Source organism: Paludisphaera mucosa (assembly GCF_029589435.1).
Lineage (GTDB): Bacteria > Planctomycetota > Planctomycetia > Isosphaerales > Isosphaeraceae > Paludisphaera > Paludisphaera mucosa.
Map to the genome: position 1 here is coordinate 1,082,029 of NZ_JARRAG010000001.1, position 17,640 is coordinate 1,099,668.

The 17,640-nt window shown below is 69.1% G+C and carries 6 protein-coding genes; 3 read left to right on the forward strand and 3 right to left on the reverse strand.

What is annotated here, in order from left to right; all coding sequences use genetic code 11:
• The 3 genes from PZE19_RS04520 to PZE19_RS04530 all read left to right on the forward strand — a co-directional run bounded on the left by PZE19_RS04520 (position 1) and on the right by PZE19_RS04530 (position 13,311).
• Positions 1-972 (forward strand): DUF1559 family PulG-like putative transporter, encoded by a 972-nt coding sequence (locus PZE19_RS04520; RefSeq protein WP_277859379.1) that lies wholly within the window; start codon positions 1-3, stop codon positions 970-972.
• Between the two features lie 3 nt (positions 973-975).
• On the forward strand, positions 976-1,617 hold the full coding sequence (locus PZE19_RS04525; RefSeq protein WP_277859380.1) for an HAD family hydrolase: 642 nt from the start codon (positions 976-978) through the stop codon (positions 1,615-1,617).
• 729 nt (positions 1,618-2,346) lie between these two features.
• Positions 2,347-13,311 carry an Ig-like domain-containing protein gene (locus tag PZE19_RS04530; RefSeq protein WP_277859381.1) on the forward strand — a complete coding sequence of 3,655 codons (10,965 nt, stop codon included), beginning with the start codon at positions 2,347-2,349 and terminating at the stop codon, positions 13,309-13,311.
• A gap of 87 nt (positions 13,312-13,398) precedes the next feature.
• Here the strand turns inward: PZE19_RS04530 and PZE19_RS04535 are convergent, their stop codons facing one another.
• From PZE19_RS04535 to gcvPA, 3 genes are read right to left on the reverse strand one after another with little or no spacing between them, the layout of a single operon-like run.
• Positions 13,399-14,703, reverse strand: coding sequence for a type II secretion system F family protein (locus PZE19_RS04535; RefSeq protein WP_277859382.1), 1,305 nt, complete (start codon positions 14,701-14,703; stop codon positions 13,399-13,401).
• A 43-nt stretch (positions 14,704-14,746) separates the two neighbouring features.
• On the reverse strand, positions 14,747-16,207 hold the full coding sequence (gcvPB, locus tag PZE19_RS04540; protein ID WP_277859383.1) for an aminomethyl-transferring glycine dehydrogenase subunit GcvPB: 1,461 nt from the start codon (positions 16,205-16,207) through the stop codon (positions 14,747-14,749).
• A gap of 51 nt (positions 16,208-16,258) precedes the next feature.
• Positions 16,259-17,611 carry an aminomethyl-transferring glycine dehydrogenase subunit GcvPA gene (gene gcvPA, locus PZE19_RS04545; protein WP_277859384.1) on the reverse strand — a complete coding sequence of 451 codons (1,353 nt, stop codon included), beginning with the start codon at positions 17,609-17,611 and terminating at the stop codon, positions 16,259-16,261.
• Positions 17,612-17,640 lie beyond the last annotated feature (29 nt).

Here is a 17,640-nt window from a genome sequence, read left to right on the forward strand (position 1 = left end):
GTGTCGCGGTCACCCACGTTTCGCGCCGGTCGGGGCGGTTCAGCCGCCCCCGCCGGACTCTCCGTGGCCGACGTCGTGGTCGGCCTCTTCGTACTCGGGGTCGTCTTCCTCTTCATCCTGATGGGGCTGACGCGGGCCCGCGAATCGGCCCGGTTGTCCATGTGCCAGCGCAACCTGGCCCAGGTCGGCCAGGCGCTCGCCTATTACGACGGAGCCTCCCGCTCCTTGCCCCCCGTTGCAGTCCCTCTCCGCATCGACGAGTCGATGGACAAGGCCCCGCCGGGACCGCTCGCGACGATGCTCGAGGCCCTGGGGGTGCCGAGCCTGCTCGGCGTCGACCGCGAGGGGAGCAACCTCCCCGGCCTCCGCGGCCCGACGCCCCAGGGGATTCCGGTGGCCGGCTTCCTTTGCCCCAGCGACTCCGAGGTCATGTCCGGCCGTTTCCCATCGCCGGTCAGTTATCGCGCAAACGTCGGCTCGGACCTGGGCGGTAGCGACGGCCCATTCGCCGTCGGCCGGTCGTATCGCCTGGCCGAGGTCGAACGCCGAGACGGCCTGAGCTTCACCGCCGCCTTCTGCGAGCGACTCGTCGGAAACGGCCGCGACGAACGGGCGCCGGCGAACTACCAGGTCGTCGACCTCACCAACTCCGCCGCGGGGGATGGGGCCCAGGTCTGGACGGACGGTCCCTGGAAAGGCGACGCCGGTTCCACATGGAAGCCCGCGGATTTCCGCTACACCCTGTACAACCACGTCTCGCCGCCCTGGCTCCCCGTTTCGCGGGTAGCGCGGGACGGCCGCTCGGCCGACGTCACGGCGTCGAGCGCGCACGTCCAGGGCCTGAATCTCTTGATGCTCGATGGCTCGGCCCGCGTCGTCACGCCGTCGGTCGCCCCCGAGGTCTGGCGGGCCTACGGTTCCGTCGGTCCCGAGCCCGCCCAACCGCCAGCCTCGTCCCCACTCAGGAACTGATCCATGCGCCTGCCGGCCCTGATGTTCGACTTCGGGAACGTCCTCGCCTTCTTCGACTACGGCATCATCTACCGCAAGTTCGGCGCGCGGCTGGGCCTCTCGGCCGGGGCGTTCCAGGAGATGGTCGAGGCGCGCGGCGTGAAGGCGCTGCTGGCGGAGTTCGAGGCCGGTCGGCTGACGCCGGAGGAATTCTCGGCCCGCGTCCAGGAGGCCGTCGGGCTCGACATCCCGTTCGAGGAATTCGTCGCCGACTGGGAGGACATCTTCGAGTTGAACCAGCCGGTCGCCGCGCTGGTCGCCGAATTGAAGGCCGCAGGCTACACCCTGTTGCTGGGATCCAACACCAACGCGATCCAGTCGGCCTTCTACCGCCGTCGATTCCGCGAGACCATCGACCACTTCGACCACGTCGTGCTGTCGCACGAGGCCCTCGCCATGAAGCCCGGCCGGGCCTTCTTCGACGCCTGCGTCGCCGCGGTCGGCGCGCCGGCCGGATCCTGCGTCTTCATCGACGACGTCGAGGAGAACGTGCAGGGTGCGCGCGACGCGGGGCTCCTGGGCCTCGTCTATCGCGACCCGGCCGGGCTCGTGCGCGATCTACTCGCCCTCGACGTCGCGATCTCGACCGAAGGCCTCGGGAACTGAAGTCGGGATCCCCGAAAACGGCGGCCCGCGGCGCAGGAAACCGTCGCGACCGCCGCGTCCCGTGCGGCTCGGAATCGCCGCTCCACCCCCCCCTTCCCGGCGACCGCTGAAGGCTCCACCCCCGCCGCCACTTCGATCCCCCGCTCGTTTTGACAACCGGATTCCATGGGCCAGACTGTCGTATGAGTCGCCATCCCCAAAATGGCGCCGGCCCCGAATCGCCTGATGACGCCCCCGTCGATCCACATCCCACCGAATTTTCCGACCCGGGGCTTGACGAACGGAATCCTTAAGATCATCATTGACTGCGTGCATGGAGCCAATCACTAGAGAGCCAGCCGTCTCGCTCGACTTCTCCGTGCCGTCCGGCCGGGTCGTGGGGCGGGCGGGCGAGGGATCGAGGGCCTGACGCGGCGATCTCGCGGCGACGTCCCCGTAGCGGGGCGGAGCGGCGGGGCGGCGGGTCCGGGTCGTGGACGTGACAGTCGGGAGGGCCGCTTCGCGGCCTTCGAAGAACATGCCGGGGCGGGAGCGGGCGGCCTCGCGAGGGCCGGTCGCGGAGTGCCGCGCGGCCGGCGGGCGGGGTGCGAGGGTTTCCTCGCCGACGCCGGGATCGCGAGTTCGGTCGGGGTCACCTTGACGGCAGAGGGTCCGACCCGGGCGCGTCGCGACGGTACGCGACGTTCGCCTTGTGGTGGGGCTTTCAACGCAAACCGGGGGAGTCTGTCGATGGGGAGCTTCAAGGCGGGTGGGAGTGACAAGGGGCCCGATCGGCGTCGCGGCCGGCATCACGCAAAGCGTCAGGGCTCCCCTCGGCTCGAATTTCTGGAGGGGCGCGTCCTGCTGGCGACCGACGCCCTCTTGGGCGGCAATCCGGTCTGGCACGCCACGTCGGCCGACATCGGCGACATCCAGGACGGCCCGATGGCCCCCCTGGGCGGCCAGCTGATCACGCTGTACCAAAAGCAGCAGAGCGGCGTGAGCGACTCGAACGCCCTCGCGGCCGCGTTCCCGCTGCTGCAGATCAAGAACGGCTCGGTGCTGATCAGCCTCACCACCTGGGGCGACTTCGACACGTTCCGTACGACGGTCACGAACCTGGGCATGCAGGTGACCTCGTCGAGCCCGCTCTACGGCATGGTCAACGGCTGGATGCCCATCAACCAGCTCTACACGACGGCGCAGATCCCCAGCCTCGTCGCGGGCTCGCCCGAACTCAAGCCGTTCGTGCATTACCAGGGCATCGCCAACAACCAGGCCCAGACGGCCCTGCTCGCGGACGCGGCCTCGACCCGGTTCAACGTCACCGGCGCCGGCACCACCGTCGGCGTGCTCAGCGACAGTTTCAACGCCCTCGGCGGCTACGCGACCGACGTCTCCACCGGCGACCTCCCCGGCAACGTCAACATCCTCCAGGACCTGGCGGGCGAGGCCGACGAAGGCCGCGCGATGGCGCAGAACATCTACGACATCGCCCCCGGCGCGTCGCTCCAGTTCGCCACCGCCTTCATCGACCAGCTCAGCTTCGCGAACAACATCAGGGCCCTGGCCGCCGCCGGCTCGGACATCATCGTCGACGACGTCGGCTACTCCACCGAGCCGTTCTTCCAGGACGGCGTCATCTCCCAGGCCGTCAACGCGGTCACCGCCCAGAACATCCCTTACTTCAGTGCGGCCGGCAACTCGCAGGACAGCGGCTATCTGTCGAGCTTCCGCGGCGCCCAGGGGACCGTGGGCTCCATCGGGGCCGGCCGGTTCATGAACTTCAACCCCGGCTCGGGCGCGGCGGTCTTCCAGCTGCCGATCACGACCACGACGGCCAACTCGACCCTCATCTTCCAGTTCGACCAGCCGTACGCCACGCAGCAGCCCGCGGGCTCGACGAACACGGTGACGTCGCAGCTCAACTTCTACGTCCTCGACGCGAACGGCGCGATCGTGAACCCGGCGGGGCAGGGGGTCGACGACAACACGGCCACCCAGGCCCCCATCCAGGGCGTGGTGATCGCCAACCCCGGCACGTACACCATCGCGATCCAGGTCGTGAAGGGAGCCGACCCGGGCCACGTCCAGTTCGTCGCCGGCGGCAACCAGACGATCGTGGTCTCGCAGCAGTTCGGCTCCGCCGGGGGGACGTACTACCCCACGACCTTCGGCCACAGCTCGACGATCAACACGATCGGCGTCGGTGCCGTGCCCTGGTGGGCGACGGCCCCGTACCTGAACCAGCAGCCGCTGGCCAGCGAGCCCTTCAGCTCGTTCGGGCCCACGATCATCGCCCGCGACGTGAACGGCAATCTGCTCTCGTCGCCGACGACCGTGTTGAACCCGGTGATCTCGGCCCCCGACGGCGGCAACACCACGTTCTTCGGGCAGATCTTCCAGACGAACAACCCGCCGTTCCCGGGCCAGCCGGCGACGACGACGAACCTGTCGCAGAACCTGCCGAGCTTCTTCGGGACGTCGTCCGCGGCCCCCAACGCCGCGGCCGTCGCCGCCTTGATGCTCCAGAAGGCGCCCAACTCGACCGTCGCCGAGATCAAGGCCGCACTGATTTCGTCCACCCAGTCCCTGAACGGGGCCGGCCAGGGCAACTGGAACGCCCAGGGCGGCTACGGCATGATCAACGCCGTCGCGGCCGTCTCCGCGGTCGACGTCCTGACCGTCGCGGCCACCACCCCGGCGAACAGCACCGTCGTCACGACGACCCCGAGCTACATCGAGGTCGTCTTCAGCAAGCCGGTGCTGGTCTCCAGCCTGTCGGCCGGCGACATCCAGTTCATCACGACGCCGGCGGGCGTCACGGTCTCGGTCGGGGCCCCGATCCCGGTCGACGACCCCAACACGCCTACGGTCGTCCGCTTCCCCTACACCTTCACGTTCAACAGCGGCGTGACCGCGACGGCGAACGGCGTCTACACCTACGTCGTCACGGGCCCCGTCACGTCGACCGACGGCAAGCAGCTCGAGCAGTCGGGCCTGATCTCGTTCCTGCTCCAGGACGTGACGGCCCCCACGGTCGCCGCCACCAGCACCCTGGGACGCCAGGTGTCGGTCCAGTTCTCGAAGCCGATGAACCCGGCGACGATCACCAAGAACAACATCATCGTCGCCCGGCGCAACGGCGCCGGCGCCTGGAACGCGCCCGGCGTCGTCAACCTGTCGCTCGACCCCCGCGTCACGATCAACTACAACGCCGCCAACAACACGGCGACGCTCGACTTCTCGGCGCTCCCGCAGACCGCCCTGCCTTCGGACCAGTACGCCATCATCGTGATCAGCGGGCCGGGCGGCGTGACCGACGCGGTCGGCAACCAGCTGGACGGCAACTTCAACGGGTCGTTCCCGTCGGGCGACGGCGTCGCCGGCGGCAACTTCCTCCAGGACCTGGGCTTCCTGCTCGTGCAGGCCCCGGTCATCACGTCGTTCGCGCTCGACCCCGCCTCGACCAACGACACCGGGATCGCCGGCGACTCCGACACGCGGGCGACCCAGCCCCAGTTCATCGGCCAGGTCTTCAATACCTTCCCGGGGACGGTCGCCAACCTCAACTACTACGTCCAGTTCAACTCGCTGAACGGCGGGAACTTCGACCTGAGCGTGGGCGCCGGCGGCCGCGGCGTCGCGGGCAACCCCAACTTCCAGGGCGTGACCGACGCCAACGGCGCCTTCCGATTCACGGCCCCGACCATCCTGCCCGAGGGCTTCCAGCGGGCCCGCGTGGTGGTCGTCGGCCAGGCCGACCAGCCGCCGCTGCCCGGCGCCGCCTCGCAGCTCGACCGCGCCTTCCGGGTCGACCTGACGTCGCCGACGATCACCGGCGCGGCCCAGCTCGATCAGTCTCCCTTCCCGTTCTACGTCTCCGACCTGCCCGGCCTCTCGCTCTACGTGATCGACCCCTCCCAGCAGGCCGCGGCCTACCTGGCGACGCCCAACAACGTCGTGTTCCCGGCCCTCGACCCGAGCACGGCGGTCAACCTGAGCAACTACCAGCTCCAGGTCGTCATGGCGAACGGGACGGTCCTCGACGTCTCGCAGTTCATCACCCGGGCGAACTACGTCCCCCTGCCGCCGACGTTCGACGCCTCCGGCAACTTCATCGGCACCTACCAGGGCCGGGTCGACCTGACCCTCGCGCCCGGGCTCCCCGCCGGCCTCTACCGCCTGCGGGCCTTCAGCCAGGGGACGGTCGACGGCGTCTCCCACTCGGGGTTGCTCGACGCGGCCGGCAACCCGCTGCTCAATTCGGGCGACAGCACGCCGAGCTACTCGCTGGTCTTCCAGCTCCAGCGGTCGCCGGCGTACATCACCAACATGGTGATGACCGACACGGCCAACCAGTTCAATTACAACGCCCTCGGCGGGCCTGGCTCCTACTACGACCTGAACGGCGTGCGGGCCCAGGTGCCCCCGACGTCCTGGATGTTCGACTTCTCGAACCCCCTGCCCCTGAACGACGCCAACGGGCTGGCCATCGACTACTCCAACCTGATCCGCCTCGTGCGGTCGGCCGACGCGGTCGGCTCGCCCGCCGACGGCAACTTCGGGGACCTCGGGCAGGACGGCCTGGCCGACTCGGGCACCGGCTTCACGCGGGTCGGCGGCACGCTCGTCGCGCTCTACTGGCAGAATCCGGCCAACGGCACCTGGGTCATGGCCGACGCCAGCCATCCCCACGGCACCCGCCTGGTGATGGTCGACCCGGCGGGCCTCACGACGGCCGACTACTACCGCACCTACATCCCCAACCAGATCGACGCGGCCGGCGAAGACACGCGGATCTTCGACATCTACGGCAACCAGCTCGACGGCGAGTTCCTCGGCAACCCGACGAGCACCGTCAGCAACCAGTTCCACCCCTTCACGTCCGACCCCACGAAGATCTTCCCCGGCGACCGCGCGATCTACAACTACGAAGACCTGCTCACGACGGGCTACCCGACGCCCGCCCCGGTCAGCCGCATGACCGGCGACGGCGTCGGCGGCGGCGCCTTCATGGCCGGCTTCGTGGTCGCCACGACCGACCACATCCTCTACACCCGGCCCGACTACCAGGAAGATCCGTTCGACCCGTCGACCACGCCCGACGGCAGCCTGGCCCGGCCCTATGCGACGATCGCTCCCGAAGGCGACCCGAACACCTCGCCGGCGAACCCCTTCCGGAACCCCAACGGCGGGCTCAACGCCTCGTCGAACTTCCTGTCGGGCTTCAACCCCAACTACGACCGCAACGGCAACGGCCGGTTCGACCGCTCGGTGCTGTACGCGGCCCAGCAGCTCGCCTACACCGGCCCGGTCGTGGCCGTCGCGATCCCGGGGACGCCCCAGCGCAACCCGATCACCGGGGTCGTCACGCAGCAGCCGTTCGTGCTCCAGGCGCCCGCCGGGCCGAACTCGTACAACGACGCCAGCACCTCGGTGCCGTTCAACACGACCCTGGTCTTCACGCCCGGGACGACGTTGAAGGCGCTGAATGCTTCGCTGTTCGTGCAGAACCAGGGCTCGGCCCTCCAGATCCAGGGCAACTCGATCACCTCTCAGCAGGTGAACTTCACGTCGTATAACGACGCGTCGATCGGCGGGGCCACGAACGGGAACCCCAACACCTCGCCCCGGGCGGGCGACTGGGGCGGCATCGTCTTCCGGAACTACAACCAGAGGGCCTTCACCCGCGCCTCCGACGTCCTCTTCCCGGTCGACGGGACGCTGCTCGGGGTGGGCACCACCACGACGTCCGCCGCCCTCCCGGCCCTCGCCGGGGCCGACGAGCTGATGTCGCGGCTGAACTTCGGCAACGTCCGCTACGGCGGCGGCGCCGTGCCCCGGAGCTCCGGCACGACCTACAGCGGCATCACGCTGTACAACACCCGGCCCGTCGTCTCCAACTTCCGCGTGACCGACACCGGGACCTCCGGCGGCACCCAGGGCGCCATCGGCGCGGACATGGACTCGTTCCTGTCCGACGACGTGGCCGCCCGCGGCCCGGTCATCCGCAGGGTGACGGTCCAGAACAACAGCCTCAACGGCATCTGGCTGCTCTCCCAGAGCAACGGCTTCATCGAGCCGACCGACGCCACCCGGCTGGCCGACTCCAACGACGCCGTCGAGCCGGCCCATTACTCGCTGTTCCAGCCGCTGCCGATCGTCATCCTCGCCCAGCTCATCGTCGGCCAGCAGTACGCGGTCAACACGGGCGGGAGCACGCGGTGGGTCGCCAACCGGCTCTACATCGACTCCGGCTCCATGCTCCGGTTCGGCACGAACTCCTCGCTGAGCGTCCTCAACCCCGAGGCCGGCCTCAACGTCGGATCGCGCGACTACATCAGCAAGTTCGACCTCGACAACAACTACAGCCCCGAGAGCGCCAACTTCCAGGCCCTCCGCGCCGACGATCCGCAGGTGCTGTTCACCTCGCTCTTCGACAATCTGGCGACGACCACCCTGGTCCCGACCCCGATCAACGTGACCGGCAACGCCTCGCCCGTCTCGCTCGGACCCGCGTTGTGGGGGAGCGTCGGCATCCAGAGCGGCGCCCAGGCGGTGATCAACGCGGCGACCTTCCGCTACGGCGGCGGCGCGGTGAACACGGCCGACATCACCCTCCCGACCCAGTCGGTCCTCTCGTTCATCACCCGGCAGACCACCTTCGAAAACACGCCTTTCGAGTTCGGCGCCGGCACGCGTGTCTACGTCACCAACAACAACTTCTTCAACAACTTCGACGCGGCCATGCAGGTCGAGCCCGACGGCCTGCTGGCCGGCGACCCGCTCCGTCCGCTCCTCTCAGGCCACCCGTTCCTCCGCGGCAACGTGATGCAGGGCAACGGCATCGACGGCCTCGCGGTGCTCGCGACCCGGGCCTATCTCACCAACGCCTCGTCCAATTTCGCGGTCATCGGGCCCATCGAGGTGAACGACCCCGCCGGGACCTTCACCTCCGGCAACCAGTTCGTCGACTCGTTGTGGGACCTGACGGACATCACGTACGTCCTCCGCGGGACGATCATCCTCAGCGGATTCAGCCGGCCCCTCCCGGCGGCGTCCTACACGACGCCGCCGCCGCCCAACATCTCGCTGACCATCCAGGCCGCGCTGCCCAACACGCTGCTGGCCGACGGCACGCGGATCGCCAGCCCGGGCGCTTCGGTCGTGGTCAAGCTGCTCAGCGAGAACTCGACCCAGGGGTCGGGCAGCCTGGCGGGAGCGGGGTCCACGGGCGGTGGTGCCACGACGAACGGCGGGGCCGGGTTCATCGCCGGCGTCGACGACAACGTCGACCCGACGGGCGGCAACAACCCCGACGCGGGCGTCTGGAGCCAGATCCGAATCCTCGGCGTCCCGGGCAACCAGAGCACCGGGCAGAAGCGGGTGCCGGTGATCATCACCTCGCTCCGCGACACCACCGTCGGCACGACGGCGCGGGGCGTGGCCAACAACACCATCCTGAACAGCTACCCGGTCGGGCCGTTCACGCCGTACGCCAATCAGAGCCTGACGACCCCGGCGGCCGGCGACGGCGGCTACATCTACATCGGGGCCAATTCCGCGACGACGTTCGACCTGAACGACCCGCGGCAGGGGAGCCTGATCGACAACGCCGACATCAGGTACATGCGGCGGATCGAGATTCAGGGCGGCGGCATGGTCGACGCCCCGTCCGACATCACGGCCTTCCCCTTCCGGGATTTCAAGACCGGCTACGAAGGCCCCTCGACCCAGCTCAACGCCCGGATGGCCGTGCGGATCTCCGACACGCACATCGACTCGTTCTCCGACGCCGGCGTCTTCGTCCACAACTCGGCCGGCAACGCGATCCAGCGGGACGGCACCCGATTCGGCTTCCCGGGCCAGGGCGTCACGTTGTACATGTACAACTCGACGATCTCCAACACGCCGGTCGGCATCCAGGCCAACTCGCAGACCGGCAACAACGACGGCGGCCAGTCGCCGCAGATGCTGATCCTGCTGAACAACACGTTCTACAACGACGCGACGGCCGTCTCGACGGCCGCGGAGACGTTCAACGGGCAGAACAGCAACTCGCAGGTCTACGTGATGGCGATGAACAACATCTTCGCCAATTCCTCGAACGCCGCCCTCTCGTTGACGGGCAACATGTGGGGGACCAACCTCCAGAGCAACCTGTTCTTCGGAAACGGCCAGAACGTCGTCCTCACCAACAACGCCGGGTTCTCCGGCAACATCAGCCCGAAGTTCGGCGATCCCAAGTTCGTCGACCCCGCCAACCTGAACTTCGCGCTGCAGGCCGGGTCCGCGGCCATCGATTCGGGCCGGAGCGAAATCGGCCCCAACCCGGCCGGCAACGCGATCTATCCGACGGTCACCCAGCCGGCCAGCGGCCAGTTCTACGGGCCGCGGACCGATCCGGCCACGCTGACCGGGACGCAGCTCCCCGGTGCCTCGGGGACCTTCGGCGGAAATTCCTTCGCCAGCGATCCTCGGCAGATCTTGACGCTGCCGGGTTCGGGGATCTTCAGCTTCAACGACCTCTGGATCCCGTCGCTGACGGCCGCTCCCGGCGCGACCGACGGCCCTTCGTACGTCGACGGGTCGTTCCACTACATCCCGCTTCGCGGGCAGTTCCTAGGCCGTCGCGACTTCGCGGGCTTCATCCGGGCCGACGACCCGACGACGCCCGACGCCGGCACGGGTTCCGACCCGTTCACCGACATCGGCGCCTACGAGTTCGTCGACCTGCACCCGCCCGCCGTCACCGCCGTCACGGCGATCTACGCGGGGGCCGCGGGGGTGTTCACCACGCGGAACTTCTACTCGGTGGGCGGAACCGCCGGCTCGAACCAGACGCCCGACTACGTGCAGTTCAGCTTCAGCAGCCCGATCGACCCCAACACGGTCAACGCCGACACCATCCGGCTGCAGGCCCTGGGCGTGACCGGCAACAACGTCCCCGGCACGTTCATCAGCCTCGCCGGCCTGCTGACCTACGACGTCGAAGGCCGGTTCGCCCGCGTCAGCCTGGGCGCGAGCGGCATCAGCCTGAAGTCCGACGCCTACCGGTTCGTCCTGGTCGGCGACGGCGCCAACGTCCTCGCCAACCCCCAGGGCATCGCCCTGGACGGCGAGAACCTCAGCAACAACAACAACCCGCAGACGGGCGTCCAGCAGCCGCTCCCCTCGGGCAACGGCTTCCCGGGCGGCGACTTCTTCAGCAGCTTCATCATCAACACGGTCCCCTCGACCATCGTCACGGGGAGCTTCGGCCTGGCCGCCGCCAGCGACAGCAACGTCGTGGGCGACAGCGTGACCAACGTCACCAACCCGACGTTCGTCGGCCAGATCGCCAACACCAACACCGCGCTCGTGCCGCTCGGGGGCCAGACGGCGATCATCGACATCGGCGTCGTCTCGATGACCGGCAACGGCGACGTGACGACCTACTGGGATACGGCCTCGGCGCCGGCCAACCTGGCCGCGTTCGTCCGGCCCAACGCCGGGACCGCCCTGACCAACGCCACCGGCGCCTTCGCGGTGACGGTCGGCCAGGACCAGGCCGGGACCGGATTCGTGCCGACGACGGCCGGCCTGCTCAGCTCGCCGTACAACGTCGGGTCGAGCGGCAACCTGATCCCGATCCCGGGCACCGTGGGCGGCTACTACATCGCCCGCGTCCGGATCGTCGACCAGAGCGGCAACATCTCCAACAACCTGCTGCCCAACGCCCAGGACTCGTTCGTGGTCGACACCGGGACGGCGACCACCGCCGGCACCCCGCTGGCGGTCACGATCGACAGCCCGGCGTCCGGCTCGGTGATCTCGAACCCGACGTCCAGCTTCGGGTTCCAGCTCTCGACCAACAAGAACCTCGACCTGACGCACCTGACGACGTCGCAGATCCAGCTCGTGAGGGCCGGCGCCGACGGCACGTTCGCCAGCGGCACGACGATCACGATCGACCCGGCGAGCATCCAGGTGCTCTTCCTCGACTCGACGGCCCAGGGCGGCGGCGGCGGCAAGGGCCGCGAGCGGGTCACCTTCAAGCCGTCCGTCGTGCTGGGGAACGGCCTGTATCAGCTGACGGTCTTGGGGACGGGCGCCAACGGCATCCGCGACATCGCCGGCAACCTGCCGGGGGCCGACCTCACCGTCACCTTCGCGGTGTTCAGCCCGTCGACCGCCCACTTGGTCTTCGTCGGCGCCAACTTCGCCACCGACACCACGCAGACGCTCGGGTCGCGGGCGAATCCGTACGCCACCATCACCGACGCGGTCAACGCCGCCGGCTTCGGCGACAAGGTCGCGGTCCTGCCCGGCATCTACGCCGAGACGGTGGTGATGCGGAACCAGATCAGCGTCGTCTCGGCCGGCGCCGGCAGCACCGACACCGCCCTGTCGGCGGGGAACGCCCTGTCGACGATCATCCGGCCGATCTCGGCCGCCACCGCGGCGAGCGTCGTCGCCACCGGGCTGACGGCCTTCTTCGACCCCACCACCGGGGCGGCCCTGCAGACGGAGCTGGCCGGCTTCACCATCGCCTCGTCGCTCATCGGCGACCCGGCCCTGGGGGCGACCAACGCCAACTCGGTCGGCCTGTCGCTGGTCAACTCGACGATGCTGGTCGACCGCAACTACTTCATCAACTCGGGCGTGGGCGTCTCGGCCGCCACGTCGTCCTCGGGGTACGGCACCTCGTCGTTCGTGAACAACGGCTTCATCGGCAACATCATCGGCGCCTACGTCAACGACGCCGGCGGCACGCCGACGAACGCCACCTCGTACTGGGTGAACAACACGTTCGCCTACAACACCTACGGGTTCTGGGCTCAGAACTCCGGCTCGACCGGGTCCAACCAGGCCTACCTCGCCAACAACATCTTCTGGCAGAACCACGACCAGACGGCCAGCCGGACCGGGCTGGGGATCTTCTCGGCGACCCCGAGCCACCTGATCCTCAACAACAACATGTTCTCGGGCAACGGCCTCAGCGACACGCTCCCCTGGTGGGCCGCGTACAACGTCGGCAACGGCTTCGACCTGACCAAGCTCGGGCCCAACGCCACGAACGCCCAGGCCAACCTCGGCAACTTCACCGGGTTCCCGTCGTTCGTCTCGCCGATCGACCCCCGGCCCGGCTCGGACGGACCGGCGGCCTTCTACCTGAGCGCCAACTTCGGCCTCCAGGCGAACTCGGCGGCCATCAACAACGCCCTGGCCTCGATCGCGTCGCAGACCGACTTCGTGGGGAACTTCCAGAACGTCAACCCCACGACCCGCGGCCTCAAGCTCCCGGGCTTCGGCCCCCGCGACGTCGGCGCCTTCGAGTACGTCCCCACCGGGACGACCACCACGACGACCACCACGACCTCCCCCACCGTCGCCCCCGCGACGACGTCCGACACCACGACCGACCCGTCGATCGGGGTGACCGGAGGGTCGACCACGACCACCACGACGACCGTCACGCCGACGATCACCGACCCGGCTCCGACGCCGGCTCCCGCACCGGCCCCGGCCCCGGCTCCTGCACCCGCCCCGGCTCCGGCTCCGGCCCCGACCTCGCCCACGAAGGTCACCGTCAACAAGCAGGCCGCGGCCCGCGCCGCCGCCGCGGCCCGGATGGCCGCACAGCGAGCCGCCCGTGCGGCCGCCCACGCCCCCGCCGGGAGGACGGCCACGGTCAAGCGGACTCCGCCCCGCTTCGCCGGCAACCGCTGAAGCCCAGCGACCCAGCTCGCCGATCGTTGAGCGCAGGAAAGAGGCCGGACCGAAAGGTCCGGCCTCTTCTCATTTCGAAGCGTCGGCTCAGCCGCCCGCCAGCGAGGTGATCACCTGGATGTAGGGCAGGAAGACGGCAAGGATGATGAACAGGACGAACCCGGCGAGGATCAGCACCAGCAGAGGCTGGATCAGCTGGCCGAGGTTCTTGACCATGTAGGTCACCTGCTCCTCGTACTCGTCGGCCAGGTGGGCCAGGCTCTCGGGGAGCTTCCCGGTCTCCTCGCCCGACTCGAGGATCGCGATGACGTCGGGCCCGAACTGCCGGCTCGGCGCCAGGGCGACGCTCAGCTCGCGGCCCTGCATCACGAGCGGTTTCGCGGCCTCCACGGCCTGTCGCATCGGGGTCATCGAGAGGGCCTGGGCCGTCAGGTCCATCGACCCGCCCACGTCGACGCCGGCGTCCAGCAGGCTGCCCAGGGTCCGGGCGAAGCGGCTCACGTCGAGCTTGCGGAAGATGGAGCCCAGCACCGGGATCCGCAGCAGGACGCGGTCCAGGATGTTCTTGCCGGAAGACGTCCCGTACCACTTCAGGAGAGCGAACGGGACGCCGACGATGAGCACGGGGAGGAGCCACCAGCCGCCGGCTCCAAGGAACTTGCTGAAGCCGATGAGGATTCGGCTGACCGCGGGTAGCTGGGCCTTCTTGCTGATGTCCGAAAGCAGCGACGCGAACATCGGCAGGATGTAGACCGCCATCAGGCAGGCGATGGTCGTCGCCATGGCCAGGACGATCAGGGGGTAGATCATGGCCGACCGCGCCTGGCGGATCAGGCGCTGGCGGGCCTCGAACGTCTGGCTCAGGAGCTTCAGGGTCTCGGGGACGCCGCCGCGGGCCTCGGCGACCCGGATCATGCTCTGGAACATGGGGCCGAACGCGGCGCGTTCGGGGGCCGTCGCGTCGTCGAGCGTCGCCCCGGCGCGGATCCGGGTCCGCATCCGCTCGACGACGGGGCCCAGTGCGGTCCCCTGATACTGGCGTCCCAGGCTTGAGAGGGCCCGGTCGTAATCGACGCCGGCGTTGAGGTACGAGCCGAACTGACGGCAGAACTGCGAGAGCTGCCCCGAGCTGACGCGGCCGAACAGGATCCGCTCGTACCACTTCGGGCCCGGCTCGACGACCTCCATCTTCAGAGGATCATCGCCCTGCCTGCGGGTCGGCCGGGCCTTCGGGGCCCTGGGAGGCCCGGGCGTCGGCTGGAAGACCGAGTCGCCCGCGCCGGCCCGGGGAGGGTTGCGGGGAGGCCGCCCGGCGGGGTCGGCGTCCGGTTTGGGCTTGGGTCGCGGTCGCCTGGGTTCGATCGGATCGACGTCTTCCGGGTCGTGACTCATGGAGAGGCTCCGCGATCCGAGGCTCGGGGTGACTGCCGACGGGTCAAGGAGTCCAGCGAAGGACGGGCGTCTTGGCGGCCTTGACTTCGTCAAGCCGGCTGACCGGCGTGGAGACGGGGGCGTCGTGCAGCGACTCGGGGTCTTCCAGGGCGATCGCCTTGAGCGCGGCGGCGAAGGCTTCGAGCGTGTCGCGGCTCTCGGTCTCGGTCGGCTCGATCATCAGGGCTTCCGAGACGATGAGCGGGAAGTACACCGTCGGCGCGTGGAAGTTGTAGTCGATGAGCCGCTTGCCGACGTCCATCGCGCGGATGCCGCGATCCTTGGCGAGCGACCGGCAGGACGCGACGAACTCGTGCATGCAGCGCGTCCCGCAGGGCACCGGGTAGACGTCGCGGACGAGGCCGAGCAGGTAGTTGGCGTTGAGGACCGCGTGCTGTGCGACCCGCTTGAGGCCGTCGGGACCCTGGCTGCGGATGTAGCAGTAGGCCCGGAAGAGCACGCCGGTGTTGCCGAAGAACGCCCGCACCCGGCCGATCGACTTGGGGCGGTCCTCGTCGAGGAAATAGGTGCCGTCGTCCTTGCGACCGACGATCGGAGCGGGCAGATACGGGGCGAGCTTACTGCGGACGGCGATGGGGCCAGCGCCGGGGCCGCCGCCGCCGTGGGGGCCCGAGAACGTCTTGTGCGGGTTGTAGTGCATCAGGTCGACGCCCATGTCGCCGGGCCGGACGACGCCGAGGATGGCGTTCATGTTGGCCCCGTCGAGGTAGAGCAGCGCCCCGCGTTCGTGCAGCAGCTTGGCGATCTCGCCGATCTGGGGGTCGAAGAGCCCGACCGTGTTCGGGTTCGTGATCATGAACACGGCGACGTCGTCGGAGAGCTTCGACTTGAAGTCCTCCAGGTCGACGAGGCCCCGGCCGTCGCTCTTGACGGTGACGGTCTCGAAGCCCGCGAGATGGGCCGAGGCCGGGTTGGTGCCGTGGGCGCTGTCGGGGATGAGGACCTGGGTCCGTTTCCGGCCCGGCTCCTGGTCGCGGAAATAGGCGGCGGCCACGAACAGCGCGGCCAGCTCGCCCTGCGCGCCGGCGGCGGGTTGGAGGCTCACGGCGTCGAGCCCGGCGACCTCGGCCAGGTCGTCCTGGAGCCCGTAGAGGATGGCGAGCAGGCCCTGGAGCGTCGAGTCGTCCTGGTAGGGATGCTGGGCGCCGAGCCCCGGCAGGCCGGCCAGACGCTCGTTGCGCTTGGGGTTGTACTTCATCGTGCACGAGCCGAGCGGGTAGAAATTCCCGTCGATCGACATGTTGAGCGCCGAGAGGTTCGTGTAATGGCGCACGACGTCGAGCTCGCTCAGCTCGGGCAGGGGGGGGGCCGACTTCTGGAGGTGGGCGGGCGGGATGAGGTCGTCGAGCGAGGCGGCCGGGACGTCGGAGGTGGGGAGGACCGCGGTGAACCGTCCGGGACGGCTCGATTCGAAGAGCAGGGGCTGCAGGTCGAGCTTGTACATGATCGCCGTGGGAATGAGGTTCGAAGTGGGGCCAGGTCCGCGGTCGCGATCTCAGAGGGAGGAGAGGGCGTTGCGATAGGCCTCGGCCAGGCCGTCGATCTCGTCCTTGGTGCGCTTCTCGGTCACGGCCACGAGGATGTGGTCGGCCAGGTCGGGATACCACCGGCCCAGCCGGACGCCGCCGTGATAGCCGGCCTCGCCGACCTTCCTCAGCACGGCCTCCGGATCCTTGGAGCAGCGGACGACGAACTCCTTGAAGAAGGGCCCCGGGAACGCCAGGGAGAGGCCGTCGACCTTCGCCAGGGCCTCGGCGGCGTAGTGGGCCTTCCGCGTGCTCAGCTCGGCGGCGTCGCGGAGGCCGCGGGGTCCCATCGCGGCCAGGTAGATGCTCGACCGCAGCGCCAGCAGGCCCTGGTTCGTGCAGATGTTGGACGTGGCCTTCTCGCGCCGGATGTGCTGCTCGCGGGTCTGGAGCGTGAGCACCCAGCAGCGCTTGCCGTTGCGGTCGGTGGTCTGGCCCACGATCCGGCCCGGCAGCTTGCGGAGATACTCCTGCTTGCAGGCGAGGATCCCCAGGTAGGGCCCGCCGAACGTCATCGGGTTCCCCAGGCCCTGGCCCTCGGCGACCACGACGTCGGCCCCGTAGGCGTCGGGGCGGCGCAGCAGGCCGAGCGAGATCGGGTCGACGCTGACGATCGCCGTCGCGCCGTGCGCGTGGGCGGCCTCGACGAGCGCCTCGACGTCTTCCAGCCGGCCGAAGAAGTTCGGGTACTGGATCACCACCGCCGCCGTCTCGGGGGTGATCGCCGCGGCGAACGCCCTGGGATCGACGCCCCCGCCGACGGCCGGCACGGTGACGACCTGGGGGTCGAGGTGTTCGAGATAGGTCTGGAGGATGCGGCGGTATTCGGGATGGACGGAGCCCGCGACGACGACCGGGCCGGTCCGGCGGTTCGTCGCCAACGCCATCATCACGGCCTCGGTGACGGCGGATCCGCCGTCGTAGAGGCTCGCGTTCGAGACGTCCATGCCCGTCAGCTGGGTGATGAGCGTCTGGTACTCGAAGGTCGCCTGGAGCGTGCCCTGGCTGGCCTCGGGCTGATACGGCGTGTAAGCCGTGTAGAACTCGCCGCGCGACGACAGGTTGTCGACGACGGCCGGGATGAAGTGGTCGTAGCTGCCCGCCCCGAGGAAGCAGACGCGACGGTCGGCCCCCTGGTTGCGGCCGAGCAGGGCCCCGACCTCGCGGGTCAGTTCGAGCTCGGTGAGTGCGGGAGGGATGCAGAGAGGACGCTTGAGCCGATACTCGGCCGGGACCATGTCGAAGAGTTCATCGAGCGAGTCGAGCCCGATGGCGTCCAGCATCACGCGGACGTCCTCGGGCGTATTAGCGATATAAGCCATGTTGCTCCCAGATTGAATAACGCGTCGCG